The sequence below is a fragment of the Rhizobium sp. C1 genome (assembly GCF_021026335.1).
Classification (GTDB): domain Bacteria; phylum Pseudomonadota; class Alphaproteobacteria; order Rhizobiales; family Rhizobiaceae; genus Ensifer_A.
On the sequence record NZ_JAJNCY010000001.1, the window covers coordinates 889,607 to 916,440 of the forward strand.

The 26,834-nt window shown below is 59.8% G+C and carries 26 protein-coding genes; 7 read left to right on the top strand and 19 right to left on the bottom strand.

The window, feature by feature from the left end:
• The first annotated feature begins 25 nt into the window (after positions 1-25).
• The gene (gene lexA, locus LQK83_RS04420) at positions 26-736 is read left to right on the top strand and encodes a transcriptional repressor LexA (protein ID WP_230836035.1); all 711 of its coding nucleotides are present in this window, start codon (positions 26-28) and stop codon (positions 734-736) included.
• Here the strand turns inward: lexA and LQK83_RS04425 are convergent.
• Positions 730-2,907 (bottom strand): ComEC/Rec2 family competence protein, encoded by a 2,178-nt coding sequence (locus LQK83_RS04425; RefSeq protein WP_230836036.1) that lies wholly within the window; start codon positions 2,905-2,907, stop codon positions 730-732. The genes lexA and LQK83_RS04425 overlap by 7 nt on opposite strands.
• A gap of 586 nt (positions 2,908-3,493) precedes the next feature.
• Between LQK83_RS04425 and gltA the strand changes: the two genes are divergently transcribed.
• Positions 3,494-4,780, top strand: coding sequence for a citrate synthase (gene gltA, locus LQK83_RS04430; protein ID WP_230836037.1), 1,287 nt, complete (start codon positions 3,494-3,496; stop codon positions 4,778-4,780).
• Between the two features lie 91 nt (positions 4,781-4,871).
• On the top strand, positions 4,872-5,324 hold the full coding sequence (locus LQK83_RS04435) for a GNAT family N-acetyltransferase (RefSeq protein ID WP_230836038.1): 453 nt from the start codon (positions 4,872-4,874) through the stop codon (positions 5,322-5,324).
• A gap of 123 nt (positions 5,325-5,447) precedes the next feature.
• Here the strand turns inward: LQK83_RS04435 and lpxB are convergent, their stop codons facing one another.
• The 14 genes from lpxB to LQK83_RS04505 all read right to left on the bottom strand — a co-directional run bounded on the left by lpxB (position 5,448) and on the right by LQK83_RS04505 (position 19,612).
• Positions 5,448-6,611 carry a lipid-A-disaccharide synthase gene (lpxB, locus tag LQK83_RS04440; protein ID WP_442966698.1) on the bottom strand — a complete coding sequence of 388 codons (1,164 nt, stop codon included), beginning with the start codon at positions 6,609-6,611 and terminating at the stop codon, positions 5,448-5,450.
• Positions 6,608-7,489, bottom strand: a complete 882-nt coding sequence (locus LQK83_RS04445; RefSeq protein WP_230836040.1) for an LpxI family protein — start codon at positions 7,487-7,489, stop codon at positions 6,608-6,610. The genes lpxB and LQK83_RS04445 overlap by 4 nt, the downstream gene beginning before the upstream one ends.
• A 6-nt stretch (positions 7,490-7,495) precedes the next feature.
• Positions 7,496-8,314 (bottom strand): acyl-ACP--UDP-N-acetylglucosamine O-acyltransferase, encoded by an 819-nt coding sequence (gene lpxA, locus LQK83_RS04450; protein ID WP_230836041.1) that lies wholly within the window; start codon positions 8,312-8,314, stop codon positions 7,496-7,498.
• 2 nt (positions 8,315-8,316) lie between these two features.
• Positions 8,317-8,778, bottom strand: coding sequence for a 3-hydroxyacyl-ACP dehydratase FabZ (fabZ, locus tag LQK83_RS04455; RefSeq protein WP_230836042.1), 462 nt, complete (start codon positions 8,776-8,778; stop codon positions 8,317-8,319).
• Positions 8,775-9,833 carry a UDP-3-O-(3-hydroxymyristoyl)glucosamine N-acyltransferase gene (gene lpxD / locus LQK83_RS04460; RefSeq protein WP_230836043.1) on the bottom strand — a complete coding sequence of 353 codons (1,059 nt, stop codon included), beginning with the start codon at positions 9,831-9,833 and terminating at the stop codon, positions 8,775-8,777. Before lpxD ends, fabZ begins: the two co-directional genes overlap by 4 nt.
• Positions 9,834-9,884: 51 nt before the next feature.
• Positions 9,885-12,200 (bottom strand): outer membrane protein assembly factor BamA, encoded by a 2,316-nt coding sequence (gene bamA, locus LQK83_RS04465; protein ID WP_230836044.1) that lies wholly within the window; start codon positions 12,198-12,200, stop codon positions 9,885-9,887.
• Positions 12,201-12,389: 189 nt separating this feature from the next.
• Positions 12,390-13,523: an RIP metalloprotease RseP gene (rseP, locus tag LQK83_RS04470; protein WP_230836045.1), complete on the bottom strand. Its 1,134-nt coding sequence runs from the start codon at positions 13,521-13,523 to the stop codon at positions 12,390-12,392.
• Positions 13,524-13,571: 48 nt separating this feature from the next.
• Positions 13,572-14,405: a phosphatidate cytidylyltransferase gene (locus tag LQK83_RS04475; protein WP_230836046.1), complete on the bottom strand. Its 834-nt coding sequence runs from the start codon at positions 14,403-14,405 to the stop codon at positions 13,572-13,574.
• Entirely contained in the window at positions 14,402-15,148 is a 747-nt protein-coding gene (locus tag LQK83_RS04480) for an isoprenyl transferase (RefSeq protein ID WP_230836047.1), read from the bottom strand. Before LQK83_RS04480 ends, LQK83_RS04475 begins: the two co-directional genes overlap by 4 nt.
• Positions 15,149-15,193: 45 nt before the next feature.
• On the bottom strand, positions 15,194-15,754 hold the full coding sequence (gene frr, locus LQK83_RS04485; RefSeq protein WP_230836048.1) for a ribosome recycling factor: 561 nt from the start codon (positions 15,752-15,754) through the stop codon (positions 15,194-15,196).
• 58 nt (positions 15,755-15,812) lie between these two features.
• Entirely contained in the window at positions 15,813-16,535 is a 723-nt protein-coding gene (gene pyrH / locus LQK83_RS04490) for a UMP kinase (RefSeq protein WP_230836049.1), read from the bottom strand.
• 145 nt (positions 16,536-16,680) lie between these two features.
• Positions 16,681-17,604: a translation elongation factor Ts gene (gene tsf, locus LQK83_RS04495; RefSeq protein WP_230836050.1), complete on the bottom strand. Its 924-nt coding sequence runs from the start codon at positions 17,602-17,604 to the stop codon at positions 16,681-16,683.
• Between the two features lie 198 nt (positions 17,605-17,802).
• Positions 17,803-18,573 (bottom strand): 30S ribosomal protein S2, encoded by a 771-nt coding sequence (gene rpsB / locus LQK83_RS04500; RefSeq protein WP_112695540.1) that lies wholly within the window; start codon positions 18,571-18,573, stop codon positions 17,803-17,805.
• Between the two features lie 187 nt (positions 18,574-18,760).
• Positions 18,761-19,612 (bottom strand): cell envelope integrity EipB family protein, encoded by an 852-nt coding sequence (locus tag LQK83_RS04505; protein WP_442966699.1) that lies wholly within the window; start codon positions 19,610-19,612, stop codon positions 18,761-18,763.
• 185 nt (positions 19,613-19,797) lie between these two features.
• Here LQK83_RS04505 and LQK83_RS04510 point away from each other — a divergent pair, with 185 nt between their 5' ends.
• Genes LQK83_RS04510 through LQK83_RS04525 form a run of 4 tightly spaced genes read left to right on the top strand, consistent with a single transcriptional unit; the run spans position 19,798 to position 22,614 of the window.
• Positions 19,798-20,265 carry a RidA family protein gene (locus tag LQK83_RS04510; RefSeq protein ID WP_230836052.1) on the top strand — a complete coding sequence of 156 codons (468 nt, stop codon included), beginning with the start codon at positions 19,798-19,800 and terminating at the stop codon, positions 20,263-20,265.
• Positions 20,265-20,990 carry a glycerophosphodiester phosphodiesterase gene (locus LQK83_RS04515; RefSeq protein WP_230836053.1) on the top strand — a complete coding sequence of 242 codons (726 nt, stop codon included), beginning with the start codon at positions 20,265-20,267 and terminating at the stop codon, positions 20,988-20,990. Before LQK83_RS04510 ends, LQK83_RS04515 begins: the two co-directional genes overlap by 1 nt.
• Complete coding sequence (locus LQK83_RS04520; RefSeq protein WP_230836054.1) at positions 20,990-22,162, top strand: GNAT family N-acetyltransferase; 1,173 nt, start codon at positions 20,990-20,992, stop codon at positions 22,160-22,162. Before LQK83_RS04515 ends, LQK83_RS04520 begins: the two co-directional genes overlap by 1 nt.
• Positions 22,163-22,191: 29 nt before the next feature.
• Positions 22,192-22,614 carry an HIT family protein gene (locus tag LQK83_RS04525; protein WP_230836055.1) on the top strand — a complete coding sequence of 141 codons (423 nt, stop codon included), beginning with the start codon at positions 22,192-22,194 and terminating at the stop codon, positions 22,612-22,614.
• 66 nt (positions 22,615-22,680) lie between these two features.
• Here the strand turns inward: LQK83_RS04525 and LQK83_RS04530 are convergent, their stop codons facing one another.
• The 4 genes from LQK83_RS04530 to clpS all read right to left on the bottom strand — a co-directional run bounded on the left by LQK83_RS04530 (position 22,681) and on the right by clpS (position 26,611).
• Complete coding sequence (locus LQK83_RS04530) at positions 22,681-23,022, bottom strand: AzlD domain-containing protein (RefSeq protein WP_230836056.1); 342 nt, start codon at positions 23,020-23,022, stop codon at positions 22,681-22,683.
• Positions 23,019-23,747 carry an AzlC family ABC transporter permease gene (locus LQK83_RS04535; protein ID WP_230836057.1) on the bottom strand — a complete coding sequence of 243 codons (729 nt, stop codon included), beginning with the start codon at positions 23,745-23,747 and terminating at the stop codon, positions 23,019-23,021. Before LQK83_RS04535 ends, LQK83_RS04530 begins: the two co-directional genes overlap by 4 nt.
• 77 nt (positions 23,748-23,824) lie before the next feature.
• Positions 23,825-26,245, bottom strand: a complete 2,421-nt coding sequence (clpA, locus tag LQK83_RS04540) for an ATP-dependent Clp protease ATP-binding subunit ClpA (protein WP_230836058.1) — start codon at positions 26,243-26,245, stop codon at positions 23,825-23,827.
• Between the two features lie 9 nt (positions 26,246-26,254).
• Positions 26,255-26,611: an ATP-dependent Clp protease adapter ClpS gene (gene clpS / locus LQK83_RS04545; protein WP_230836059.1), complete on the bottom strand. Its 357-nt coding sequence runs from the start codon at positions 26,609-26,611 to the stop codon at positions 26,255-26,257.
• Positions 26,612-26,834: the final 223 nt, after the last annotated feature.

Below are 26,834 nucleotides of genomic sequence, written 5' to 3' on the forward strand. Positions count from 1 at the left end.
CATTTGATTCCCTCGGGGTGCACCCATGCTGACTCGCAAACAACAGGAACTGCTCCTTTTCATTCATGAGAGGATGAAGGAGTCCGGAATTCCACCTTCTTTCGACGAGATGAAGGATGCGTTGGATCTGGCATCCAAGTCTGGCATTCACCGGTTGATCACGGCGCTCGAAGAGCGCGGCTTCATTCGCAGACTACCGAACCGGGCGCGGGCGCTGGAAGTCATCAAGCTGCCAGAGGCCTATACCGCCAGCCTGCAACCACGCCGCGGCTTTTCGCCAAGCGTGATCGAAGGAAGCCTTGGCAAGGCGCCCGAACCGCCGAAGGTGCAGTTGCCCGCCAATGACGATGCGAGCGTCACGGTACCCGTCATGGGACGTATCGCCGCCGGCGTACCGATTTCGGCGATCCAGAACAACACGCATGAAATTGCCGTGCCATCGCAGATGCTCGGCAATGGCGAGCATTATGCGCTGGAGGTAAAAGGCGACTCGATGATCGACGCCGGGATTCTCGACGGCGACACGGTGATTATCCGCAACACATCCAATGCGAGCCCCGGCGAAATTGTGGTGGCTCTCATCGATGATGAGGAAGCGACGCTGAAGCGGTTTCGTCGCAAGGGTGCTTCCATTGCGCTGGAGGCTGCTAACCCGGCCTATGAAACGCGCATTTTTGGGCCCGATCGCGTCAAGATACAGGGAAAGCTGGTCGGCTTGATCCGCCGCTATCATTGATCTGGCTGGAAGGGGGCGTGGTAGGAATTGCTTCTCCAGTCGTAATAGCGATGGTGAAGCCATGGCCTGTCCCGGCCCTCCAGGGCCCCGACGACGCGATAGGATGTGGCGATGTCGGCTCGGGACAGATCGGGTGACTTGCCGGGTGGCCTTTCCAGATAAAATGCCAGCGCGCCACGTCGCCGCAGCGCGTTACGGTCAAACAGCTGAGCCTCGCCTTTCTCGCAGGTGGGTTGGCGCAAGAACGCGGCGGCAATGACGATCTGGGCCTGGCGGCATGCCGGTCCCTGAAAGGCGAAATCGCTGAAGGTTGCGACCAGAAGCCCGTCGGCGAGTTTGCCGATGCACCAGTCTCGGCCCGAGCAGCGAAAATTTCCCGGTGCAACGGCCTTGCCTGCCGCCTCCATGGCGTCTTCCACCGTCCATTCGTCGGCCTCGGTCAGCGGTTTTCGTGGGCCTTCGCGCTCCAAAACAAGCTTGGCGGCCTGTTCCGGCTTCGCGACTTCCTGCGCCACCAGCGCCCGAACCCATTGATCCATGATGAATGTCGGAGGGCGGGTCGAATTTGGGGCCAGTCTATGCGCTGACCGGATACCAACCAGATCGGCGGTCTCTGCTACGACGAGGTCGGGCCGCCGTGCCGATCCGCAGGCGATGATCAGAACCAGCACACTGACGAAAAGACCGGCGCCGATCAGCCTGAACAGCCTGCTATGCGGCAGGATTGCCAGAACGAAGGCTAGACTTGCCGCAGGCAGAACCCAGGACGCCATCTGCCCTGTTCCGATGTCGCCGCCGAGCGACGAGACCAGACGTGCAACGGCCATCGTTCCCTCAAGGCCCCATCCCATGACAATGAGAGGATAGTAATCCAGACCGAAGGGCATCAGGAGAACGGCCAGAAAGCCGGCAGGCATGACGATGAATGAGATGAAGGGCATGGCCGCGACATTACCGAGCGTACCCAGCAGTGTCAGACGCTGGAAATGCGTCACGGAAAAGATCGCGGTCGCGATGCCTGCGATTTCCGACGTGAGCATGACGCCGCCGACCGCGCGAATGGCGGGGAGCACGGTTGCGTAAAAAGGAATTCCGCTGAATCGGCGGAACTCTGCGGGCCGCAGCCGCCAGAGCGAATAGCCGGAGATGAGCGCGGCAGCAGCGGCAAACGACATCTGGAAACTCGGACCTAATGCACTGGAGGGCGACACGATCACGATGGCGAATGTGGCGAGCGCAACGCTTCGAAGCGTTAACACGGTTCGTGCGGCGATCACCCCTCCCATGCCCACCGCCAGCATGATGAAGGACCGCACGGCGGGAACCGGCATTCCAGATATCAGCAGGTAAAGACCGCTTGCCGTAATCGCGCCCAGCGCAGCATAGACCTTGGCCGGGCGGGTCTGTATAAATCCGGGAAACAGGCTGAAGATCATGCGCAGGCCGACGAAGGAAATCCCCGCGGCGAGCACCATGTGCAGACCGGAAATGGAATAGACATGGGCGAGGCCCGAGATGCGCAGCGCTTCCAGGGCCTCCTTGGAAAAGGCGGCGGTGTCGTTGGTCACGAGTGCGCTGGCAAAGGCGCCGATGTCGCCGGGCAGGACGGACAATATTCTCTGGTTGATCGCGCTGCGCAGAGCCGAAAGCCAATCCTCGAACCGCGCGTCGAAGGTTCCACGCTCCGGTTGCTGAGCGTCGACCGCATGAGGAGCCCCCATGAAACCGCCAATAGCGCCGATGCCGTTGAAATAGCTGCTGAAGGCGAAGTCGTTCAATCCGGGCATCGCCGGCCCGGCGGGCGGTTGCAGGCGGACGAGCCCCTTGATCACCGTGCCGGGCGGGAAGGCTGCCCCCTGCCCGCGCACACCCAGAAGCGCCGCATTCGGCGGACGTTTGAGTCGGGGCTTCTCGGTTTGAAGTATCTCGACCGTATAGCGCCAACGGCCCGCCTCGCGCATTTCAACATCGATAACCCGCGCCGTAATCATCGTGGAGATCGGACTGTCTATCACAACCGTTTCAGACCGCGCCGTCTGGAACCAGGCTGCCATGGCACCTGCCAGTGCAAAGATGGCAAACCGTATCGGAAGCTGAATATGAGGCGCGGCGTGGCGGGTGAGAAAGGCCATCGGCAACAGGACCGCCGCCCAGGCGCAAAGCCGGATCACGGGCGGTTCCAATGGCTGCGAAAACCACCACACCGCCCCCATTATCATGAAAACAGGATATAAAAGAAAGAGATGACCATAGGCCACCTCCTCTTCGAAAGCAGTCATGAAGGCGCTGGTCAAGCGCGACCTGATGCGGCCCGGATGCCACCTTCGCCACTGGCTTTCCGGGCCCGAGGAGCGGTACCAGACGGGGCTCAAAGCTTTCGGCGCAACCTGACCCGTGCGCCGTCGCTGCGGCGCATCATCCAGATCCAGAATGTCGTTATCCACCTCCACGCTGCCGCCCCAGACCCCCGTCACCGCAAGAGTTTGCAACCTGAACGAGCTGGACGCAAGTGCCGTTTCAGAAAGGAAAAAAAGCGCCGAATTTTCAGTGCCTTGTTTTTAATCGATTGAAAGGAAAACGCTTCTTTGAAAATGCGACAGGCCAACAAGAAAACTTCCGAAAGTTGATTTCGCGCGTGCACAATTCACCCCAAGGAGTGCTTGGCAGGGCTTCATAAATCGGATAGCAAATTCGCCATAGTCTCATTCAGTGCCCACGGCATTCGCCGTGGCTATCATCGAACTCCCGGAGGCAAACATGGCCGATAATGCGGTTTTCTCACTCGACGACAAGAAGGCGGACATGACGGTCCGAAAGGGCACGATCGGGCCAGACGTCGTCGACATCGGCGCTCTCTACAAGAATACCGGCATGTTCACCTATGACCCCGGCTTCACCTCGACGGCATCCTGCGAATCCAAGATCACCTATATCGATGGCGACGAAGGCGTTCTGCTGCATCGCGGCTATCCGATCGAGCAACTGGCCGAGCAGGGCGACTTCCTCGAAACCTGCTACCTGCTGCTTTACGGTGAACTCCCGACCGCTGCGCAGAAGAAGGACTTCGACACGCGCGTGACGCGCCACACGATGGTTCACGAGCAGATGAGCCGCTTCTTCACCGGCTATCGCCGCGACGCCCACCCGATGGCTGTCATGGTCGGCACGGTTGGCGCTCTGTCGGCCTTCTACCACGACTCGACCGACATCACCGATCCGCACCAGCGCATGGTTGCTTCGCTGCGCATGATCGCCAAGATGCCGACGATCGCCGCCATGGCCTATAAGTACCATATCGGCCAGCCCTTCGTTTATCCGAAGAACGATCTCGATTACGCCGCCAACTTCCTGCACATGTGCTTCGCAGTGCCGTGTGAGGAATACAAGGTGAACCCGGTTCTGGCCCGTGCCATGGATCGCATCTTCATCCTGCATGCGGATCACGAGCAGAACGCATCGACCTCGACCGTTCGTCTCGCCGGCTCGTCGGGTGCGAACCCGTTCGCCTGCATCGCGGCCGGCATTGCCTGCCTCTGGGGCCCGGCCCATGGCGGCGCCAATGAAGCGGCTCTCAACATGCTGATGGAAATCGGGACGGTTGACCGCATTCCGGAATATATCGCCAAGGCCAAGGACAAGAACGATCCGTTCCGCCTGATGGGCTTCGGTCACCGCGTCTACAAGAACTACGACCCGCGCGCCCGCATCATGCAAAAGACGATGTATGAAGTGCTGGAAGCCACCGGCCATGGCGACGATCCGCTGATGAAGGTTGCCCTCGAGCTCGAAAAGATCGCGCTCAACGACCCCTACTTCGTGGAGAAGAAGCTTTACCCGAACGTGGACTTCTATTCGGGCATCACGCTGCGTGCGCTCGGCTTCCCCACGACCATGTTCACCGTTCTCTTCGCGCTCGCCCGCACCGTCGGCTGGGTCGCGCAGTGGAACGAAATGATCGAAGACCCGCAGCAGCGCATCGGCCGTCCGCGCCAGCTCTACACGGGCGCAGCCAAGCGCGACTATGTAAAGGTCGAGAAGCGCTAAGCGCCCTCGATCAACAGCATCAGAAGCCGGCCATTGTGCCGGCTTTTTTTGTGTTCAGCATTGGTCCGCCGAAGTCGACGGGAGCCTCGCGATGAAAGTTCAGAAAGATACCTTGGACAAGGCGGATATATCCCTCTTGCCCGTCGATCCCGACACTCTGGATGATGTCGATGCTGTCTTTGAAGAACTGCGCCGATATTCGGCGGATACAGACGGCGTCGCGAAAAGGCGAGATGCAGCATATGCCTTTTTCAACGCGATTCCGCCCGGCCATCCTCGCAACAAGAAACATGCCTTTCTTGCGAAAAACGACGAATGGATCGTTGGACTTGTCGACATGATTGCTGACTATCCTGCGCCCGGCACGGTGTTCGTCGGTCTTCTGGCGATTCGCGAACCCCTGCAGGGACGCGGTTTGGGCAAGGCCTTATGGCTCACGGCAGAATGTTTCGCTCGCGATGCGCTTAACGCACGAAGGGTCAGGCTAGCGGTGGTGGAGAGTAACCCCGTGATCGGCTTCTGGACAAAATGGGCTTTCAGCTGACCGGCGAAGAAAGCACGTATAACGGCGAGCGTCGGACATCGCGCGCCATCCTGATGGAAAAGATGATCGTGCAACGGGGCCAGGATTGACGGCCTGATCCTGGAGCCGCCGTGCGGCACACAGTCAATGGGCGGACTGGCGGTCCAGAAGGTCCAGAACGGCGGCAGCCGCCAGCTCGCCGGACGGCTTCTCGACATTCATCCTGGACCAGACGTCCGCGTAGCCGGAAAGCATCGCAGCGCGTTGCGGCGTATCAGCCATCAGCCGCTCGACCCAGCGGACGAGTGAGCCCGGGCGCAGGAGTTCATTGACGTATTCCGGGACGACTGGATAATCGGCAATCAGATTGGGCAGCGCGGCGCTCCAGATGCGAATCCTGCTCATCAACAGCTTGATGATCGGATCAACCCGGTAGATCGAAACGGCCGGCACACCCGCCATGGCCAGTTCGAGAATCACCGTGCCCGACGCGGCAATGGCCGCATCTGCGCGCGAAAACGCGTGCCACTTGAACGACTCACCGACTTCGCATTCTGGCGTGACGCTCCAGCCGGCGATCTTTTGCCGGATAAGGTTTTGCTGGCGCCCGACAGCCGGCAACAGAAATTTCGCGTCCGGATGACGAGCCACGATCTGTGCTGCGGCCTCGCCCATTACGTCGGCAAGTCGCTTGATTTCCGAGCTTCGCGAGCCCGGCAGGAGCAGAATGGTCGGCGGCGTTCCGGGGACACGCGCCTGCCGTGCAGCCCGAACCTTCAGAATATCTTCGTCGGCTGCAAGCCGGTGACCGACATAGACCGTTTTCGGTCCCCCAAGGCGCCGCATGACGGCAGGTTCGAAAGGCAGGACCGCCAGAACCAGATCGACATAAGCGAGCATAGCTTCGGCGCGATACTCTTTCCACGCCCAGACGCTGGGACAAACATACTGAACGATCGGCAGTGCGGGCAACGCCTTTCGGACGCGCCTGGCGACGCGGTGGGTAAAGTCGGGGCTGTCGATGATCAACAAGGCATCCGGACGCGCGGCGATGACTGCGGCGGCAGTCTGGCGAATCCGGCTCACAAGTGAGGGCAGCTTTGCAAGCACATCGGCAATGCCCATGACCGAGAGTTCGGAAAAGTCGAACAGCGACGAAAGCCCCTCACGCTGAAGCCGATCGCCGCCAACGCCGACAAGTTCGACGGCACGACCGGAGCGACGAAGCGCCGCGACGAGATCCGCGCCCAGAATGTCACCTGAGACTTCACCGGCGATCACCGCCAGTTTAAGAGGTCTGCTCATCACGCCTCCACGGACGCCAGGCGGGGAATTTCCACGCCAAAGACAAACATGCCGGTCTCGTCGGCGATTCGCACAAGATCGGGGCGATCCAGGATGAGCGACCGTCCAGCTTCGCCGACAACGCCGGAAAGGCCAGCCAGCGAGGCATTTCTCAAGGTTGCAAGACCAATCGCCGGCAAATCGGCGCGCTCATCCTGCTGCGGTTTGGCAAGCTTGACCAGCACGCCCTTACGTCTTTGTGAAATGCGGCCGCTGGCGCGCAATTCGGCGACGCGCCCCAGCATCGCGTCGGTCCCCTCCGGCCCCTCGAGCGCGACAACCCTGCCCCCGACGGCCACCGCCCCTTGGCCGATATCGAGTCGGCCCAGTTGCAGGGCGGCGTCGATGGCGACGCGCATATCTTCCTTCGCTTCCGCATCCGGCAGCAGCGTACCGACAGGTCCGGGCGCAGCAAGGAGATCGGGCGCGATCTCATGCGCGCCGACCACCTGGCAGCCGAGTGCCTCCAGAAGATCGATCACCATTTCCAGAACGGCGTTGTCGCCGCCCCGCCGCAGTGTCCTGAACACGAATGGCAGCCGGGAGAGAAAGCCGAGCGTGGGGCGAATCTGCCGCCAATCGGGCCGGCGGCTGACGGAGCCGGAGAGAACGACGCGCGAGATCGCATGACGCGCGAACAGCTGACGAAGGCCGGCGACGTTCCCGACGGACACGCGCTCGACCTGGAATCCGGACCATTCCGGAGCGGCTTCTTCCAGCAACTGAATAATCAACGGATTTTCGCCGTTCCGCCTGGCGGCCGCAGCCAGATAATGTGGAAGAAGGCCGCCGCCGGCGATGATCGCCAACCTGCCGGACGCATTTGTCTGGCCGGCGACCATAGCGCCTCAGCCCTTGCGGCGGCGCGATGGAGTCGACAGCGCGCGGTCGGCCTCGGCAGCGATGAAATCCAGGATGTCGACCACCTGCGGGCAGTCTTCGTACTCGCTGCGGATCGCCGCGGCGTTGTCGCGCACCGAACCTTCCGCCTCGAAGATCGCCTTGTAAGCATGACGGACGCGATGGATGACGCTGCGGTCGATGCCGGCCCGGCTCATGCCGACAACGTTTAGCCCTTCGAGCAGACCCGGATTGCCATTCAGGATACCGTAGGGGATGACATCATAGGACACCGCCGACAGGCCGCCGATAAAGGCGTTGCGGCCGATCCGGGTGAACTGGTGCACGGCCGCACCGCCACCGATAATGGCATGGTCGCCGACAGTCACGTGACCGGCCAGCATGACATTATTGGACATGATGACATGATTGCCAACGCGGCAGTCATGTGCGACGTGGGAATAGGTCAGGAACAGACAGTTATCGCCGACCACCGTGCGGCCGCCATGCTCAACCGTTCCGGTGTTCATGGTCACGCCTTCGCGGATGATGCAGTTGCGGCCGATTTCCAGCGTCGTATCGACAGCGCTATGCTTGGCACTCTGGGAATCGCCACCGATCACGGCAGACTGGAAGATCTTCGTGCCTTCGCCAACTGTGGTCCGTCCGGTGACGACGACGTGGCTCGCCAGTTCGACATTCGCGCCCAGTACGACCTTCGGTCCCACGCAGCAAAATGCCCCGATAACAACGCCTTCACCGATCTCGGCGCCATCCTCGACGACCGACATCGGATGAATTCTGGCGCTGCTTGCGATCTTGCTCATTTTCAGTCCTTGTTATGCAGCATGGCGCCGATATCGGCTTCGGCCACCAGTTGCCCATCGACCTTCGCGTCACAATGGAACTTCCAGATATTGCCGCGCTGCTTCTGCTTGGTCACGTGATATTCGACGCGGTCGCCTGGACGAACCGGCTTGCGGAAACGCGCGTTGTCGATGGTCATGAAATAGACCAGCTTTGCCCCGCCGCCCTGCTTGCGGGCGCAAATCGCACCAGCAGTCTGCGCCATGCCTTCAATCAGGAGAACGCCCGGCATGATCGGCTCGCCGGGAAAATGGCCCATGAACTGCGGTTCATTGGCCGTGACATTCTTGATACCGATGGCAGAATCGTCGCCATCGATCTCGATGATCTTGTCCACCAGAAGGAATGGATAGCGATGCGGCAGCAGCGCCATCAGTTCGAGAATTTCCGCTGTTGCCAGTTGAGACTTCACGTCTTCGCTCATAGGCTCTCTCCGCCTTTTGTCTTTCGCCCGCCCGACCGCGCCGCGCGCTCCGCGATCTCGCGGAAAAATTCCTTGATGGGGCGCGCCGGCTGCCCGGCGACCTTTTCGCCCGGCGGCACATCGCCCATCACGCCGCTCATGGCGGCGATCTGCGCTCCGTCACCAATGGTAATGTGACCGTTGATGCCAGCCGCGCCGCCGATCTGCACACCATTGCCGATCTTCGCGCTGCCCGCGACGCCCACCTTGCTGACGAGCGCGCAATGACGACCGATGCGAACGTTGTGACCGATCTGCACCTGATTGTCGATCTTGGTACCCTCGCCGACGACCGTATCGTCCATGGTTCCGCGGTCGATCGTCGTCTCGGCACCGATTTCGACGTGATCCTGAATGATGACGCGGCCGATCTGCACGATCTTGATCATGCCGGATGGGCCCGGTGCATAACCGAAACCGTCCTGGCCGATCCGAGCGCCATTGTGGATGATCACATGATTGCCGATCAACGCGCACAATATGCTCGTTCCACCAGCAATCATGCATTCGCGCCCGATCTTGACGCCGTTACCAATCATCGCGCCCGGTCCAATGCGTGTTCCCGAACCGATTGCGACATGCGCCCCGATCACTGCATAGGGCTCAACCGTAACGCCGGCCTCCAGAACAGCTGTCGGATGAACGGAAGCCAAAGGCGAAACGCCCTCACCTTCCGATATGGTCTCCGGACGAACGGCTGACGGGTGGAGGATCTGCCCGGCAAGAGCAAACGCAGCATGGGGGTTCTTCGCGACCAATGCCGGAATATGCTCGGGGATCAGGGAAAGAAGCGCCGCATCACAAATGATGGCGGAGGCCTTCGACGTCTCAAGTTCCGCCTTGTTCCTACGCGACAGCATATAGCACAGATCGCCCTCGACCGCGCGATAAACAGGCGCGACCGAGCGGATCAGTACATCAGAATATTCTGATTTAGTGAGCGAAGCGCCGATGCGCTCCGCAAGCTTTCCCAGCGTCACACCTTCATGACGCGGGAAAAACATGTCTCTTTCCATAGGCCAAGCCCCAGAACGGATAACCGTATTTTTTGTTCCGGACAGGCTTTATCAGAAATTCGTCTGGATGCCGAACTTGATTCTTTCGATCTGGTCGAAAGACTGCTTCTTGACCGGGATCGCGTAATCAACACGCAACGGACCGAACGGCGAAGCCCAGATCAAGCTGGCGCCGACAGACGCACGCCAGGACTGATTGATGCCGTTAGCCGTCTGACCACCGAGGTCGACAGAGTTCCCGAACAGCGTCGCAGCATCGGCGAAGACTGCACCACGCAGACCGTAATCTTCCGGAATACCGGGCAACGGGAACGTGGCTTCAGCCGAAGCCGTCATGTAGTTCAGACCACCCAGAACGTCGCCATTGGACATGCGCGGACCGATACCGGTCGACGAGAAGCCACGAATTTCGTTCGAGCCAATCTTGAACTGGTCGAAGACATACGCGTTGCTCTTCAGAGAGCGCATCACGCCACCGCCCAGGCTCAACGAACCGATGATATCGGCTTCGTCGGACAGGGTGTGGTAATAGCGAACCTTACCGCTCAGCTTGTAGTAACGCGAGTTACCACCAAGACCTGCAATTTCCTGTGTGATATTTCCGATAAAGCCTTCATGCGGCTGCTTCTGATCGTCCAGAGAGTTGTAGGACAGCGCAGTGGAAATCGAGGAACGATACCACGGACCGTTGGCCACAACATTCTGATAGGGAGCAGACAGCGCTGCCGTATTGCTGCTCTTGTAGTTGATCTTCGCAAAAGCGTAGGTCGCGGAGGCAGTCAGCTCATCCGTGATCGGCGCCGACATGCGAAGGTTGAAGCCCTCGGTGTCGAACGTGTAGTTCGACTGGCTCGAGTCCGTTGTCTTGTAGACGTCGAAACCGGCAGCGAGGCGGTAGCCGAGGAAATAGGGCTCGGTGAAGGACAACGAATAGTTACGCGTTTTCAGACCACCGCTGGCAGCCACGCGGATGTATTGGCCACGGCCAAGGAAGTTCTTGTCTTCGATAGAGGCTTCGAGAACGAAGCCCTCGCCGCCGGTCACATAACCTGCACCGATACCGAACGAGGCGGACGGCTGATCCTGAACGTCAACGATGATCACGACTCGGTCCGGCGAGCTGCCAGGAGCGGTCGAGATATTGACCGAAGAGAAGTAACCGAGCTTTTCGAGACGGCGCTTGGCCTCAAGAATGGCTTCCTGGTTGAAGGCGTCGCCTTCAGCCAGATCGAACTCGCGACGGATGACGTAATCGCGCGTGATCGTGTTGCCGCGGATTTCGATGCGCTCGACATAGGCGCGCTCGCCCTGGTCAACGAGATAATCCACAGAGATCGTGTGGTTGGCCACATCACGGTTGCCGCGCGGAGTGACGCGCGCAAAGGGGTAACCGGCAGACGAAACGCGACGAGAAATCGCAGAGACCGACTTTTCGATATCGCGGGCCTTGTAGAGATCACCCGGACGGCTGACGACCAGCGACTTCAGGTCATCGCCATTGATGCCCGGAACCGTCGACTGGACGTTTACATTGCCGATCTTATACTGCTCACCCTCATCCAATGTCATGGTGATGGTGTATTCGTTCGTCTTCTCATTCAGCTGAACGTCGTCGGAAACGATTCGGAAGTCGGCGTAACCATGGTTGTAGTAGAACTGACGCAGAGCATCTTCGTCAGCCTTCATCTTTGCCGGATCGTAAATATCCTGACGGGTGATGAAGGAAAGGATGCCAGATTCCTTGGTGGCGAGAACGCTGTGAAGGCGCTGATCACCAAAGGCGCGATTGCCAACGAAATTGATGTGGGCGATCTTCGTACGCTCGCCTTCATTGATATCGAAGGCCAGGTTCACGCGGCCATTGCCAACGTTATAGGTCTGCGTCGTAACCGTCACATCAGAGCGGCCGATCGCAGCATAGGCCTTCTTGATCGCCTGAATGTCGGAGTCGATCATCGTCTGGCTGTACGGACCGAGCGGCCGAGATTGCACAGCAGCAGCCAGCTTCTCATCCTTGAGCTTCTTGTTGCCGTTGAACACCACGGCATTCAGCAGCTGGTTCTCGTTCACGTTCACAACAAGCGTCCCACCGGACACGTTGATGCGCACATCCGAGAAGAACCCCGTCGAATAAAGGCGCTTTACGGAAGCATCGATATCGGACGGACTGAAATCCTTGCCAGGCTGGATCGTCAAATTGTCTTTGACTGTCTGTGCACCGACGCGGTTTGCCCCACGAACCTCGACACGGCGAATGACCGCTGCTGCTGCATCATCGGGCAGCGACACGACAACGCCCGCACCTGCAACGCCGGCAGACAACGCAACTGCCGATACAGCGTTCAAAAATCTTGAACCAGCCTTCATTTCAAACTTTACCTTTTTTACCTTGGCCGTAGACAGCCCAAAGAACGACTCCGGTCATGCTTGCCGTTTTAACGGCTTTTCCCATACAAGCAAGGCCGGAGGTTAAATTCTGTTTACTTCAATTCAAACCGTGGCTCAATCGACACGCCTCGTTTCAAACAGGGTAAACAAAGGATTTCCAAAACAAAATCAGCTGATAAGCCGAGCTATGTCATTCCACGTGGCGAACACCATCAGGGAAAGGACCATGGCAAGCCCGATACGGAACGCGATCTCCTGCGCTGCGGGTCCCACCGGCCGTCCCCTCACGGCCTCAATTGCATAGAACAGAAGATGGCCGCCATCAAGCACCGGCACCGGCATCAGGTTCAGAAGTCCGATTGAAACGGAAAGCACCGCTGCAAGCTGAAGGAGAGCACCAATTCCGACCGACGCCATTTCGCCCGAGGCCTGGGCGATCCGGATCGGTCCACCGAGCTGGTCGGCCTTCATGCGGCCGGCGATCATGTTGGAAATGTAGTCATAGGTTCCGGTTACGACATGCCAGCTTTGCAGGGCGCCCTCACCCACCGCCTGGACCGGATTCAGACGCTCGACGCGGAAATTGCCGGTCTGCGCATTGCTCATGATGCCGATAATGCCAACCTGGATCTTGTTGCCAAAATTATCGTCGATCTCGGTGGAGACCGGCGTGACGAACAGATCGAGCATCTTCCCCTGGCGCTCGACCTTGGCGTCGATGCGCAAACCGGGGCGCATGCTCACATAGCGCTGGAGATCGGAAAAGGTCGCAACCGGGCTGCCGTCAACGGAGACGATGCGGTCACCCGCCTGAAAGCCGGCCTGCTCGGCCGCGCTGCCGGGTTTGACCTGCGAGACGATCGGATCGCTGACCGGCTTGCCGTAGATCGAGAAGATCACGGCGAAGATGGCGATGGCGAGGAGGAAGTTTGCGATCGGTCCGGCTGCGACCGTGATCGCACGTTTCCAAAGTTTTGCACCATTGAAGGTTTTGCTGCGCTCTTCGTCGCTCAGCTTTTCGAGCGCCTCGAAGTCGGGCCGGCTGGAGGCGTCGTCGTCGCCATAGAAGCGCACATAGCCGCCCAGAGGGATAATCGAAATCTTCCAGCGGGTTCCGTGGCTGTCGGTCCAGCCCAGCAGTTCGGGCCCGAAGCCGATCGAGAAGGCGAGAATACGGATACCCGACCAGCGACCCGCCAAGTAATGACCCATTTCATGTACGAAAACGAGGAGCGATAGGACGAGGATGAAGGGCACAATGTAGCCGCCCATAAATCCGGCCACTGTTTCAAGCGCGTTCATCGGAAGTCCTCCGTAACGAAATGCCCGCCAACGCGCGGCCTTCGTGCATCATTGTGAAACTGCGCCCAATATAAATGTCCCGACACCGTGATTCCAAGATGACAACAGCATTTTCAGGATGAAGGCGCCGGAACAGGCGAACACGAGGCCATCGATCCGGTCCATTACGCCGCCATGGCCGGGAATCAGATGGCTGGAATCCTTCACCTTGTAGCGCCGCTTCATGAAGGACTCGAAAAGGTCGCCGACCTGGCTGAAGACAGACAGAAGAAAGGCCAGAGCCACCGTCCACAATGAAACCTGTTTCATGTAGCAGAGCACGACGAGCGCGCCGCAGATGACGGCGGCCACAGCCCCGCCGATCGCTCCCGACCAGGTCTTGCCCGGAGAAATGGACCGCGCCAGCTTCTTGCCGCCGATCGCGCGACCGGTAAAATACGCGGCGATATCCGTGCCCCAGACAACTGCGAAGATGAAGATCATGGCGATGAAGCCGGTGAAATCGTCACCGCGGATTTCCGCAAGCGACACGCCGGTCAGTCCTGCATAGACCACGCCCGCCGGGTTCCAGCGGTTCTTTGCGCGGATCAGGGCATAGATGAAGAGCAGCGCCACAGCCCCCCAGAGATATTCATTCCAGGCATCCGTGCCCTCTTCGACCAGAACGTCGAAGGCGATCAGGGCGATCGCGCCCCACCCAACCCAGTAGGCTTCGGGGTCGCGGCTGCGCGCGTCTGTGATACGCGTCCATTCGTAATAAACCAGAATGGCGATGACGATCGCCAGAACGGCGAAATAGATGCCCCCGAGCCAGGTCGCGGCGAGGACAACGATGGCAAGGACGATCGCGGAAACGATTCTGAGCCGCAGTTCCTCGCTCATGGCGAACCGACGGCTTTCTCCGCACTTTCGACCCCGCCGAAGCGGCGGTTCCGGGCGGCGAACATGTCCAGCGCGTTGCGGAAAACGCTTCTGTCGAAATCGGGCCAGAGCTCCGGCACGAAGACCAGTTCGCTATAGGCCGCCTGCCAGAGCAGAAAGTTTGACAGACGCTCCTCGCCGCTTGTGCGGATGATCAGATCCGGATCGGGGATGCCGGCCGTATCGAGCCGGTCATTGACCATTTCCGCAGAAATGTCTTCCGGGTCGATCCTTCCAGCCGCGACGTCCTGCGCGATACGGCGGCAGGCGCGGGCAATCTCGTCACGGGCGCCATAATTGAAGGCAATCACCAGAACAAGGCCCTTGTTGGACTTCGTCGTCTCCTCCGCCTCCAGAAGCAGTTGCAGAATATCGCCAGAAAGCCGCTCCCGCTCGCCGATGATGCGGATGCGCACATCGGCGGCATGAAGCTCGGCCAGGTCGCGCTTGATAAAAAGCTTGAGCAGCCCCATCAGGTCGCTGACTTCATCGGCCGGCCTGCGCCAGTTCTCCGAAGAGAAGGCATAAAGTGTAAGATAGGAAATACCGAAATGGCGGGCGGACTTCACCGCCTCGCGCACGGCCTCGACGCCCTTGCGGTGACCGAAACCGCGAGGCATGCCTCTTGCCTTGGCCCAGCGGCCGTTGCCATCCATGATGATGGCGACATGCCTGGGAACCCCTGCCTGCCCCGCGTTATCCATCGCCCCGTCCAAATTCGAGCGCCCCCAAAGATCCAAGGACGAGCCTTAGACCTGCATGATTTCCTTTTCCTTCTCGGCCAGAACCTTGTCGATCTCGACGATCGTGTCGTCGGTCATCTTCTGGATCTTGTCGGATTGAACACGGCTTTCATCCTGGCCGATATCCCCATCCTTCTCGGCCTTCTTCAAAGCGTCCATGCCGTCGCGGCGCACGTGACGCACAGCGACCTTGCCCTTTTCGGCATATTCATGGGCGAGCTTGACGAGCGACTTGCGGCGCTCCTCGTTGAGCTCCGGGAGCGGGATGCGCAGGTTCTGGCCATCGACAATCGGGTTCAGGCCGAGGTTGGATTCGCGAATGCCGCGATCGACTGCGCCTACCATTTGCTTGTCCCAGATCGAAACGCCCAGCATGCGCGGCTCGGGAACGGTGACGTTGGCGACCTGGTTCAGCGGTACGCGCGAACCATAGGCTTCCACCATCACGGCATCCAGAAGATTTGCAGAGGCGCGTCCGGTCCGGAGCGAAGCGATATCGCTCTTGAACGCCGTCACGGCGCCTTCCATCCTGCGTTTGATATCGTTGAGATCGGCACCGCCTGCCATGGTCTTCACTCCATATTCTTGCTGCGCGAGGTCGACATGGAATCGAACCTCACGTCTATCAGTTGTCCGTTACGATGGTCCCACGGCCGCCACCGGTCAAGATTGCCGGAAAGCCGCCGCGCTCGTGGATCGAGAAAACGACGATCGGTATGGCGTTTTCCCGCGCCAGCGCAACTGCCGCAACGTCCATGACTGCCAGTCCCCTATCGAGGACTTCCTTATGGGTCAACCGGTCGAAGCGAGTTGCATCGGGAACCTTTTTAGGATCGGCGGAATAGATACCGTCGACCTGGGTTCCCTTGAAAAGGGCCTGCGCGCCGATCTCGGCCGCGCGAAGGGCTGCGGCGGAGTCGGTGGTGAAATAGGGATTGCCCGTGCCGCCGGCAAAGATCACCACGCGGCCGAGCGACAGATGATAAAGTGCTGCGCGCTGCGAGAAGCTTTCGCAGATTTCCGGCATGGCAATCGCCGAGAGGACGACGGTGTCGATATCCAGCTTGCGCAGCGAAGTTGCCAGTGCCAAGGCGTTGATCACCGTGCCGAGCATGCCCATGTGGTCGCCGGTGACCCGGTCGCCGCCCTTGGAGGCTACGGCAACGCCACGGAAGATATTGCCACCGCCCACGACAACGCCCACTTCAACACCCATCTTGCGGGCATCCGCGATATCCGCGGCAATCCGGTCGGCGACGTTCACATCAATCCCGAAGCCCTGATCGCCCATCAGAGCTTCGCCCGAGGCCTTCAGAAGAACGCGCTTGTAGAGGGGTGAGGACGACATGAACGCTCCGTGATTTTAGTCGATGCAGCGCGATCGGCTGGCATCGGCGCGGCGAGGACGCGGCATTGACATAACCTATCGCCGCATACACGAAGGGCACCGCGTTGTCACGCGATGCCCCTCAGTTTTCCTTAACGGAATTCGATCAGCCCTTGGCGACTGCAGCCACTTCAGCTGCGAAGTCGGAGGCTTCCTTCTCGATGCCTTCGCCGAGCAGCAGGCGGGCCATGCCGACAACTTCGATGGCAGCGCCGGCTTCCTTTTCAGCTTCCTTGACGGCAGCGCCGACGGTCAGGTCGGGGTTGACGACGAAAGCCTGCGAGAGAAGAGCGACTTCTTCGAAGAACTTGCGCATGCGGCCGTCAACCATCTTCTCGATGATCGAGTCCGGCTTGCCGGAAGCGCGGGCCTGTTCGATGAAGATCGCGCGTTCGCGGTCGGCTGCAGCCTGATCGACTTCCTCGGCGCGGATCGCGAGCGGGTTCGTAGCAGCAATATGCATGGCAACCTGGCGGCCGATCGAGGTCAGGACGGCCTTGTCGCCGACCGACTTCAGGGCAACGAGAACGCCGAGCTTGCCGATGCCGTCGCCGGCAGCGTTGTGGATGTAGGTCGCGACAACGCCATGCTCGACTTCGAGAGCGGCGGAGCGGCGGAGCGCCATGTTTTCGCCGATCGTGGCGATTGCGTCCTTGATCGAGTCGGTGACCGACTTGCCGGTTGCCGGATAAACGGCTTCGCCAACGGCTTCAACGGTGCCGTCGGTGGAGAGAGCGACCTGAGCGATGCCGCGGACGAGGTCCTGGAAGGCGTCGTTACGGGCCACGAAGTCGGTTTCGGAGTTCACTTCAACGACAACAGCCTTGTGGCCGGCGGAAGCGATTCCGATGAGGCCTTCGGCAGCCGTGCGGCCAGACTTCTTGTCAGCCTTGGCAATGCCCTTGGCGCGAAGCCAGTCGATCGCGGCTTCCATGTCGCCGTTCGTTTCGGCAAGCGCCTTCTTGCAGTCCATCATGCCTGCGCCGCTCTTTTCGCGCAGTTCCTTGACCATTGCAGCGGTAATTTCCATGTCTCGCCTCTTTTATTTCCAGCGGTGCGGAATCGCGCACCATTTCATTTTGGGCTTAAATCGCCCGCGAATTGTTACAGGGTGATGAAGAACCGGGCCGAGATAAAACGAAAGCCGCCAGACATGGGATGCTGGCGGCCCCGGACTTCAAAAGCCCCTGTCGGGCGCGGGCAAACCCGCGCCGTCAATATAGGCCTATCAGGCTTCGCCTTCTGCCTCTGCCAGAGCCGGCTCGATCGGAGCTTCAGCCGAAGCGCCGAGGTCACGGCCCGAAGCGCCCTGCTGGCGAGCGATGCCGTCGATGGCAGCGCGAGCGATCAGGTCGCAGTAGAGAGCGATGGCGCGCGAAGCGTCGTCGTTACCCGGAATCGGGTAGTCGATCTGGTCCGGATCGCAGTTCGAGTCGATGATCGCAACAACCGGGATGCCGAGACGCTTTGCTTCGTCGATGGCGATCTTTTCCTTGTTGGTGTCGATGATGAACATCAGGTCCGGCGTGCCGCCCATGTCGCGGATACCGCCGAGGGCCTTGTCAAGCTTCTCGCGTTCGCGCTCGAGGTTCAGGCGTTCCTTCTTCGAGTAACCCTGGGCTTCGCCGTTCAGGATCTCGTCGAGCTTGCGCAGACGCTGGATCGAGTTGGAGATCGTCTTCCAGTTCGTCATCATGCCGCCGAGCCAGCGCGAGTTGACGTAGTACTGGGCCGAACGCTTGGCAGCGTCAGCGATGATCTCGGAAGCCTGGCGCTTCGTACCAACGAAGAGAACGCGGCCACCGCCGGCAACCGTGTCGCTGACAGCCTTGAGGGCCGTGTGCAGCATCGGAACGGTCTGGCCGAGGTCGATGATGTGAACGTTGTTGCGGTCGCCGAAGATATACGGCTTCATCTTCGGGTTCCAGCGGTGGGTCTGGTGGCCGAAGTGAACGCCAGCTTCAAGAAGCTGACGCATGGAAAAATCAGGCAATGCCATGCTTATCGTGTCCTTTTCCGGTTGAACCTCCGTGGGACAACGACGCTTCAAGCGCCACCGGCGGAACATCCGGATTTCTCCCGGAAAGTCCCTAGCCCCACGTGTGGAATGGGCGGCCTTTATAATGGAGTCGCGGAAAACACAAGCCCCGCCGCGGACAAAGGCCTATTTTTCACGGCTGCGAACATCATTTGCAGCTGGAGTCGCTCTTGAGAAGGTCAAGTTCGGCAAGTTTGCCAGACAGAACGAAGTCGCCGTAGTCCATGACGAGATCGCGCGTGATTCCGTTCTCATAAAGCTTGAACGACACCCGATAGGTCGGCAGCTGGTCCTTGCCGGTCTTGTCGTCAAAATAGGCGACCGTGACCGGCCAATAAGCTTCCTTGGCAAGCACACCGGGGTTCTCTCCATCCGTATCCGGCTTTGCCGTATCCGGCTTCACCAGATCGCCGACGATGGTCGTGGTGTAGAGCGACTTGTCGCCGGTGTCAGAACCATCGAAGACGCGGGTTTCGAAAAAGTGGACGCCAGCGCGGGCCTTGTCGATCACCTCGATCATCTGCTCCGTCGGAAAGCTGCTCTTGGCGAGTTCGAGCTTGCGGCGGTCGGGCTGGTTCAGACTAACCTCGAGCCCGGATTTCCCGAGTTGCGCTTCGCCGCGGACATTCTGGCTCAGCTTCTCATCGGAATAGGACTTGGTTTCGAAGCGGAACTGGCCTTTCGGCAGGTCCTCGAACGTGGTCGTCTGCTGGTCCGTCAGGCGCTTCTCGCCACCCATGTCGACAGCGGTGACAAAGCGAAACTTGACGTTGAAACCCTTGCAGGCCGAGCCCGTGAATTCATAGACCATGCGGCCATACATATCGTCGATCCCGGAATTTTCCGAGGAATGTTTCAGGACCAGATCGTAGATGGCGCGATGGGCGGCAAGACCGTCGGCGGCGCCTGCCGTCGCGGGCAAAGGTCCAAGGGCCGTGATCGCCGCACTTGCGCAAAAAGCCTTTGCCCAAAAAGCCTTTGCAAGGTGTCGCCGAAACATTCTATTCCTCCGGACCAGAGCCGCATGATTTTCCTGGATGCTATAAAGAGTGGTCTTTAAAAAGGCGAGCGTCAAATTACCTTCATGATGAAGACGGAGCGTCGGAATCAGGCAATGGTGATTGCCGGGACACAGGATAAACGGATTGCTGCGGCAATGATGACCGTCAAGATTTGGAGTGAGTGATGACCAACGAAATTTCCAAGCGACTCGACGACCTGGGGATCACGCTCCCCGTCGCAGCAGCCCCGGCGGCAAACTATGTGCCTTACGTGATTTCGGGCAACACGCTTTATCTTTCCGGCCAGCTTCCCATGGAAGGCGGCAAGGTCGCGGTCACCGGCATCGTCGGCAAGGATGTCGAACTCGATGCCGCGAAGCGCGCGGCCGAACTCTGCGCCATCAACATTCTCGCCCAGGCCTCTGCCGCGCTTGGCGGGGACCTCTCCCGCGTCAAGCGGCTGATCAAGATCAACGGTTTTGTGGCTTCTGCACAGGACTTCACCAGCCAGCATCTCGTCATCAACGGCGCGTCCGACCTTCTGGTCAACGTGCTCGGCGAAGCCGGCAAGCATGCGCGCGCCGCCGTCGGCATGGCCTGCCTGCCGCTCAATGCCTCGGTCGAGATCGACGCCATTCTGGAAATCGCCTGATGTCGGACTTTGCATGGCTGACCGAACGCCCGATTGCGCATCGCGGCTATCACGACATGAACAAGACGGTCTGGGAAAACACGCTCTCGGCGTTCCAGCACGCCGTTGATGCTGGCTTTGCGATCGAATGCGATCTGCAATACGCGTCTGACGGCGTGCCGGTCGTGTTTCACGACGATGACCTCGAGCGGCTCTGCAATATGCCGGGCGATGTGCGGGCCAAGACCTCTGCCGAACTCTCGCTGATGACCATCGGCGGCACGAAGGATCGTGTGCCGAAGCTCAAGGACATGCTGAACCTCGTCAAAGGCAAGGTGCCGCTGGTCATCGAACTCAAGGGCCGCGAGGGCGACGACGAGGGTTTTGTCGAATCGGTACTCGAAGTGCTGGAAGGTTATGAGGGCCAGGTTGCGCTGATGAGCTTCGACCATTGGCTTCTGAAGGAGCTGAAGGAGATCGGCGTGCCCTACCCGGTCGGCCTCACGGCCTATGGCGACAAGCCGGAGATCTGGGAGCGGCAGGTCAACGAGATGGAAATCGGCCTTGATTTCACCTCCTACCACTATGCTCATCTGCCCAATCCGTTCACCGAGGGCCTGCGTAAAAGAGGCGTTCCGATCATCACCTGGACGGTGCGCGACGAAGCTGCGATCAAGCAGACTTTCGAGAATGCCGACCAGATGACCTTCGAAGGCTTCGATCCGCGCGAGACAAAAGCTGCCTGATGAAAGACCCCGTCCTCCGCATCATCGAGAAGATCTCCTCCGTCCCCAGGGCGGAGTGGGATCGGCTCGACGGTGCGCATCGCGGCGGGCGAATTCCCTATAATCCCTTCGTTTCGCATGCCTATCTCTCGGCGCTGGAAGAGTCCGGCTCTGCGGTCACGCGGGCCGGCTGGCAGCCGAGGCATATCGCGCTAACCGGTGACGACGGGAAGATCGCTGCCGCCGTTCCCTGCTACGGCAAGTCGCACAGCCAGGGCGAATATGTCTTCGACCATGCCTGGGCGGACGCCTATGAGCGGGCGGGCGGGCGCTACTATCCGAAGTTTCAGTGCACGGTTCCTTTTACGCCTGCGAGCGGCCCTCGCCTGCTCGTGGCTGACGGGCGTACGGAACTGAAGAAGCAGCTTTCAAAGGCGCTGCGCGAGGAGACAGACCGGTTGGGTTTGTCCTCGGCGCATGTGACCTTCCTGCAGGAGGACGATCTGTCGGTTCTCGAGAGCGATGGTTACCTGCATCGCACCGACCAGCAGTTCCATTTCCTCAACAAGCGCTATTCCTCTCATGAGGATTTTCTGGCGGAACTCTCCTCCTCCAAGCGCAAAAACCTGCGCAAGGAGCGGCGCTCGGCGCTCGAAAACGGGATCAGCATCGACTGGCTGACGGGCAGCGACCTGACCGAAGATATCTGGGACCAGTTCTTCGCCTTTTATATGGATACGGGCAGCCGCAAATGGGGACGGCCCTATCTCACCCGCGAATTCTATTCGCTGATCGGTGAGCGCATGCCGGATGACATTCTGCTGGTCATGGCGAAGCGTGAGGGCCGCTACGTGGCCGGAGCAATCAATTTCATTGGCGAGGATGCGCTTTACGGGCGGCATTGGGGTTGCATCGAGGATCACCCCTTCCTGCATTTCGAGGTCTGCTATCATCAGGCCATCGACTTTGCCATTGCCCGCAAGCTCGACCGCGTCGAGGCCGGTGCGCAAGGCGAGCACAAGCTGGCGCGCGGCTATTTGCCGGTGACAACGCATTCGGCGCATTACATCGCCCACCCCGGTTTGCGCAACGCCGTCGCCGACTATCTGGAGCGCGAGCGCGAGGCGATTGCCGAGACCGGCGAATATCTTTCCGAACACAGCCCTTTCCGCAAGGGCGAGGAACAGCCGTAAGATCGGCATATACGACAGGGAGACACGACATGTCCGCGACCTATGACGACAACAATATCTTCGCCAAGATCCTGCGCGGCGAAATTCCATCCTTCAAGGTCTATGAGGATGACGATACGCTGGCCTTCATGGACGTGATGCCGCAATCGCCCGGCCACACGCTCGTCATCCCGAAGGCACCGTCGCGCAATCTGCTCGATGCAGATCCGGCGGTGCTGTCGAAGACCATCCCGGTCGTGCAGAAGATCGCCGTTGCCGCCAGGAAGGCCTTTGCGGCCGATGGCATCCAGCTCGTGCAGTTCAACGAACCGGCCTCGGGCCAGACCGTCTATCATCTGCATTTCCACATCATCCCGCGCTTCGAAGGCGTGGCGCTGAAGCCGCATACGGGGAAGATGGAGGACATGGAGGTTCTGAAAGCCAATGCTGAGAAGCTGAAGGCGGCGCTCTGATTTCTGCGTCACGGCTGTCAAAAAGGGAGATGAGCTTGCCCGTCTTGCCTCACGGATTTGACCTTTTCAGATGCCGAGAAAGTGCAGGCCCACGGCGAGAACTGTCAACGCCACGGCAATGCCTGCGACCATGTTCTTCTTCAGGAGCAGGAACACCGCAAAGCCGGCGACGGCCGCGCCGATCCGCAACGTGATCGGCGTTCCGGCGAGTACGCCGCCGGGATAGAGAACCTGGCTGGCAATCACACCCGCGACAAGAGCGGTGGCGACCGAGCGAACCCAGACCAGCGCCTCGCTCTCCTCCGAAAGTTGCTTGCCGCCGAAAACGCCGAGCCAGCGCCAGATGTCTGTGCCAAGCGTACCAGCGATGAAGATAAAGGCGAAGACGCCGATCTCCTGTGCGGTCATGGCGCTCGCCTCCGCCTCGATCTGTCTATGACATAGGCGAAGGTGCCGGCGACCAGACCGGTCAGCAGCATGTCGATCTGCGGCGCAAGATAATGCGAGGCCGGGGCGACGATCATGCCGAGGGCCAGCGCCCAGTAGACGACCGGCTGGCGCGCCGATTCCCAGATCGACATGACGAAATACATCGGCGTCAGGAAATAGAGCGTACCGGCGGCAATTGGCGGCAGTTCGGAGACGACGCCATAAAGGCCGAAGACGATGGCGGTATTGGCGAGTGTCAGCGTCATGCCGAGCCCGGCAAAGAAGGCGATCCGGCCGTCGCGCGGGATATCCTGCACCTTCTTCAGCGTATAGACCCAGGCGGTGATCGCAACGAAATGCGACAGGAAGATGAGAAGCGCCGACGAGGTCTTCTTCTCGCGGATCTCGGGTACAAGTGCGGCGACCATCGGCGTCATGCGGATTGACGCAAGACTAACGGCAAGGAAGGCGGCGACGACGCCCATTCCTGACGAGATCGCGCCAACGACGATCATCTGCGACGGCAGCGCCCAGACGAAGAAGGTGAGAAATGTCGCCTCCGCGCGCGTCAGACCCGACTGGAAGGCCAGCGCCGTGAAGCCGACAAAGGCGGACATCAGGATAAAGCCGGGAAGAGAGAAAAGCCCCTTCATTCCCTGAACAAACCAGTAGCGGCGGGACCGCTCGGCGAGCATGTCCGTCATTGTTCACTCATGTCAGGAAATCCGGGGATGAGGAGGCGGGAAAGACGCGGCCCTTTCGAGCCGCGTCCGGATGATGATCAGACGTTGATGTCGGAGGGCGCGTTCTTCTTCGCACGCGATGCCTTCGGCTTGGCGGGAGCTTTCACCGCTGCCTTTGCAGCGGCCTCTTCCTCGGCTTCCGGCTTAGGCTCGACCTTGGCGCCTTCCGGGATGAAATCGAGCTTCAGCTCGGCGCCATCGACGGAGACGCGGACCACGCCGCCCTTCTTGAGCCTGCCGAAGAGAATTTCGTCGGCGAGCTTCTTCTTGATGTTTTCCTGGATGACGCGCGACAGCGGGCGGGCGCCCATCTTGTCGTCGTAACCCTTCTTGGCCAGCCAGTCGGTCGCTTCGTCGGTCAGTTCGAAGGTCACGTTGCGTTCCGAGAGCTGGGCCTCGAGCTGCATGACGAACTTCTGAACAACCTGATGGATGACCTGCGGCGGCAGCGGCGCGAACTGGATCGTCGCGTCGAGACGGTTGCGGAATTCCGGCGTGAACAGGCGGTTCATCGCCTCGACATCCTCGTCCGTCCGCTTCGACGAACCGAAGCCTATCGCCGACTTCGCCATTTCAGCAGCGCCCGCATTGGTCGTCATGATCAGGATGACGTTGCGGAAGTCGATCTTCTTGCCGTTGTGGTCGGTCAGCGAACCATGGTCCATGACCTGCAGCAGGATATTGAAGATATCCGGATGCGCCTTCTCGATTTCATCGAGCAGCAGCACGCAATGCGGATGCTGGTCAACGCCGTCGGTCAGGAGACCGCCCTGGTCGAAGCCGACATAGCCGGGAGGTGCGCCCAGCAGGCGCGAAACGGTATGCCGTTCCATATATTCCGACATGTCGAAGCGCAGCAGTTCCACGCCGAGCGACGAGGCGAGCTGCTTGGCGACTTCTGTCTTGCCGACGCCCGTGGGACCGGCAAAGACATAGCAGCCAATCGGCTTGTTCGGTTCACGGAGACCCGCACGTGCCAGCTTGATCGCAGACGACAGCGCATCAATCGCATTGTCCTGACCGTAGACGACCGAGCGCAGTTCCTTGTCGAGATTGGCGAGAACCACCTCGTCGTCCTTCGACACGGTCTTCGGCGGGATCCGAGCCATGGTCGCAATCGTGGCCTCGATCTCCTTGTCGGTGATCGTCTTGCGGCGGCGCGAGGCGGGCAGCAGCATCTGCGCGGCGCCGGCTTCGTCGATGACGTCGATCGCCTTGTCCGGCAGCTTGCGGTCGGAGATGTAACGCGCCGAAAGCTCGACCGCCGCCTTGATGGCGTCGTTCGTGTATTTCAGCTTGTGGTAATCTTCGAAATACGGCTTCAGACCCTTCATGATGTCGATGGCATCATCGATCGATGGCTCGTTGACGTCGATCTTCTGGAAGCGACGGACGAGTGCACGGTCCTTTTCGAAGAACTGACGATATTCCTTGTAGGTGGTCGAACCGATGCAGCGAATTGCACCCGACGACAGCGCCGGCTTCAGCAGGTTCGATGCGTCCATCGCCCCGCCCGACGTAGCGCCAGCGCCGATCACCGTATGGATTTCATCGATGAAGAGGATGGCGCCGGGATAATCTTCCAGCTCCTTGACGACCTGCTTCAGACGCTCTTCGAAGTCGCCGCGATAGCGGGTTCCCGCGAGGAGAGTTCCCATGTCGAGCGAGAAGATCGTCGCGTTTTCAAGCGCTTCCGGAACCTTCTTCTCTACGATGCGCTTGGCGAGACCTTCGGCAATCGCTGTCTTGCCGACGCCCGGATCGCCCACGTAAAGCGGGTTGTTCTTGGAGCGGCGGCAGAGGATCTGGATCGTGCGGTTGACCTCGTCGTGACGGCCGATCAGCGGGTCGATCTTGCCGACCTTGGCCTTCTCGTTGAGGTTGACGCAATAGGCCTTCAGGGCGTCCTGCTTCTTCTTGCCCTCGCCTTCCTCATGCTCGTTGCCGCCGCGCTGGGCGGTCGGGCCGTTCTCGGTTTCCTCGGTGACGCCGCGCGGCGCGCGGACTTCGCTAGAACCGGGACGCTTACCGATGCCGTGCGAGATATAGTTGACCGCGTCGTAGCGGGTCATTTCCTGCTCCTGCAGGAAGAATGCGGCGTGACTTTCGCGCTCGGCGAAAATGGCCACAAGCACGTTTGCCCCCGTCACTTCCTCGCGGCCGGAGGACTGGACGTGGATGACGGCGCGCTGAATGACGCGCTGGAAACCCGAGGTCGGCTTGGAATCCTCTTCGTAGCCCGTGACCAGGCTTCCGAGTTCGGTATCGATATAGTCGATGACGGTCTTGCGCAGCGCGTCGAGATCGACGTTGCAGGCGCCCATGACGGCGGCGGCATCCGTGTCCTCGATCAGCGCGAGAAGCAGATGCTCCAGCGTTGCGTATTCATGATGGCGCTCGTTGGCAAACGTGAGGGCCTGATGGAGCGCTTTTTCCAGACTTGGCGAAAATGTCGGCACGATTTTCCCTCACTTCTTTTCCATGACACATTGCAGCGGATGCTGGTGCTGCCGGGCAAAATCCATCACCTGCGTCACCTTTGTTTCCGCCACCTCATAGGTGAAAATTCCGCATTCGCCGACGCCGTGGTTGTGGACATGCAGCATGATGCGGGTCGCGGCCTCCCGATCCTTCTGGAAGAAACGCTCCAGAATGTGGATCACAAACTCCATCGGGGTATAATCGTCGTTGAGAAGCAGGACCCGGTAAAGACTTGGGCGCTTTGTCTTGGGCTTGGTTCGCGTGATCACGGCGGTGCCGCGATTGCCGCCCGTCCTGTTGTCATCATCACCTTCAGCCTGCATATGGACCGGCATGACGATCATTTCCAGATAAACTCCTTCGGCATTTCATTCTTGCGGCCTGCAAACTTTACGCGCCGGCCTTGGAGGCGAAGCTCCTATCTAAGTGCGCCGTTCTGCTATTTTAAGGCCTTCCCGGCGGTCCGCAACGGGAAATGATGTTTCTGGCACACACGGCCCCTACATTTCTTCGTGAGCGCCCCACGGCAAACTCGTTGACCGGACACAAAAACAAAAACCGGCCCAA

Excerpts from the sequence above, each read along its gene's own strand:
- bamA (WP_230836044.1), bottom strand. The coding sequence starts at position 12,200 with ATGAAGGCTGGTTCAAGATTTTTGAACGCTGTATCGGCAGTTGCGTTG.
- rseP (WP_230836045.1), bottom strand. The coding sequence starts at position 13,523 with ATGAACGCGCTTGAAACAGTGGCCGGATTTATGGGCGGCTACATTGTG.
- LQK83_RS04530 (WP_230836056.1), bottom strand. The coding sequence starts at position 23,022 with ATGACCGCACAGGAGATCGGCGTCTTCGCCTTTATCTTCATCGCTGGT.
- lpxA (WP_230836041.1), bottom strand. The coding sequence starts at position 8,314 with ATGAGCAAGATCGCAAGCAGCGCCAGAATTCATCCGATGTCGGTCGTC.
- LQK83_RS04535 (WP_230836057.1), bottom strand. The coding sequence starts at position 23,747 with ATGACGGACATGCTCGCCGAGCGGTCCCGCCGCTACTGGTTTGTTCAG.
- rpsB (WP_112695540.1), bottom strand. The coding sequence starts at position 18,573 with ATGGCATTGCCTGATTTTTCCATGCGTCAGCTTCTTGAAGCTGGCGTT.
- gltA (WP_230836037.1), top strand. The coding sequence starts at position 3,494 with ATGGCCGATAATGCGGTTTTCTCACTCGACGACAAGAAGGCGGACATG.
- LQK83_RS04475 (WP_230836046.1), bottom strand. The coding sequence starts at position 14,405 with ATGAGCGAGGAACTGCGGCTCAGAATCGTTTCCGCGATCGTCCTTGCC.
- LQK83_RS04480 (WP_230836047.1), bottom strand. The coding sequence starts at position 15,148 with ATGGATAACGCGGGGCAGGCAGGGGTTCCCAGGCATGTCGCCATCATC.
- LQK83_RS04505 (WP_442966699.1), bottom strand. The coding sequence starts at position 19,612 with ATGTTTCGGCGACACCTTGCAAAGGCTTTTTGGGCAAAGGCTTTTTGC.
- LQK83_RS04435 (WP_230836038.1), top strand. The coding sequence starts at position 4,872 with ATGAAAGTTCAGAAAGATACCTTGGACAAGGCGGATATATCCCTCTTG.
- lexA (WP_230836035.1), top strand. The coding sequence starts at position 26 with ATGCTGACTCGCAAACAACAGGAACTGCTCCTTTTCATTCATGAGAGG.
- clpS (WP_230836059.1), bottom strand. The coding sequence starts at position 26,611 with ATGATCGTCATGCCGGTCCATATGCAGGCTGAAGGTGATGATGACAAC.
- LQK83_RS04445 (WP_230836040.1), bottom strand. The coding sequence starts at position 7,489 with ATGGTCGCCGGCCAGACAAATGCGTCCGGCAGGTTGGCGATCATCGCC.
- pyrH (WP_230836049.1), bottom strand. The coding sequence starts at position 16,535 with ATGTCGTCCTCACCCCTCTACAAGCGCGTTCTTCTGAAGGCCTCGGGC.
- tsf (WP_230836050.1), bottom strand. The coding sequence starts at position 17,604 with ATGGAAATTACCGCTGCAATGGTCAAGGAACTGCGCGAAAAGAGCGGC.
- LQK83_RS04520 (WP_230836054.1), top strand. The coding sequence starts at position 20,990 with ATGAAAGACCCCGTCCTCCGCATCATCGAGAAGATCTCCTCCGTCCCC.
- LQK83_RS04510 (WP_230836052.1), top strand. The coding sequence starts at position 19,798 with ATGACCAACGAAATTTCCAAGCGACTCGACGACCTGGGGATCACGCTC.
- fabZ (WP_230836042.1), bottom strand. The coding sequence starts at position 8,778 with ATGAGCGAAGACGTGAAGTCTCAACTGGCAACAGCGGAAATTCTCGAA.
- LQK83_RS04515 (WP_230836053.1), top strand. The coding sequence starts at position 20,265 with ATGTCGGACTTTGCATGGCTGACCGAACGCCCGATTGCGCATCGCGGC.
- frr (WP_230836048.1), bottom strand. The coding sequence starts at position 15,754 with ATGGCAGGCGGTGCCGATCTCAACGATATCAAACGCAGGATGGAAGGC.
- lpxD (WP_230836043.1), bottom strand. The coding sequence starts at position 9,833 with ATGGAAAGAGACATGTTTTTCCCGCGTCATGAAGGTGTGACGCTGGGA.
- LQK83_RS04525 (WP_230836055.1), top strand. The coding sequence starts at position 22,192 with ATGTCCGCGACCTATGACGACAACAATATCTTCGCCAAGATCCTGCGC.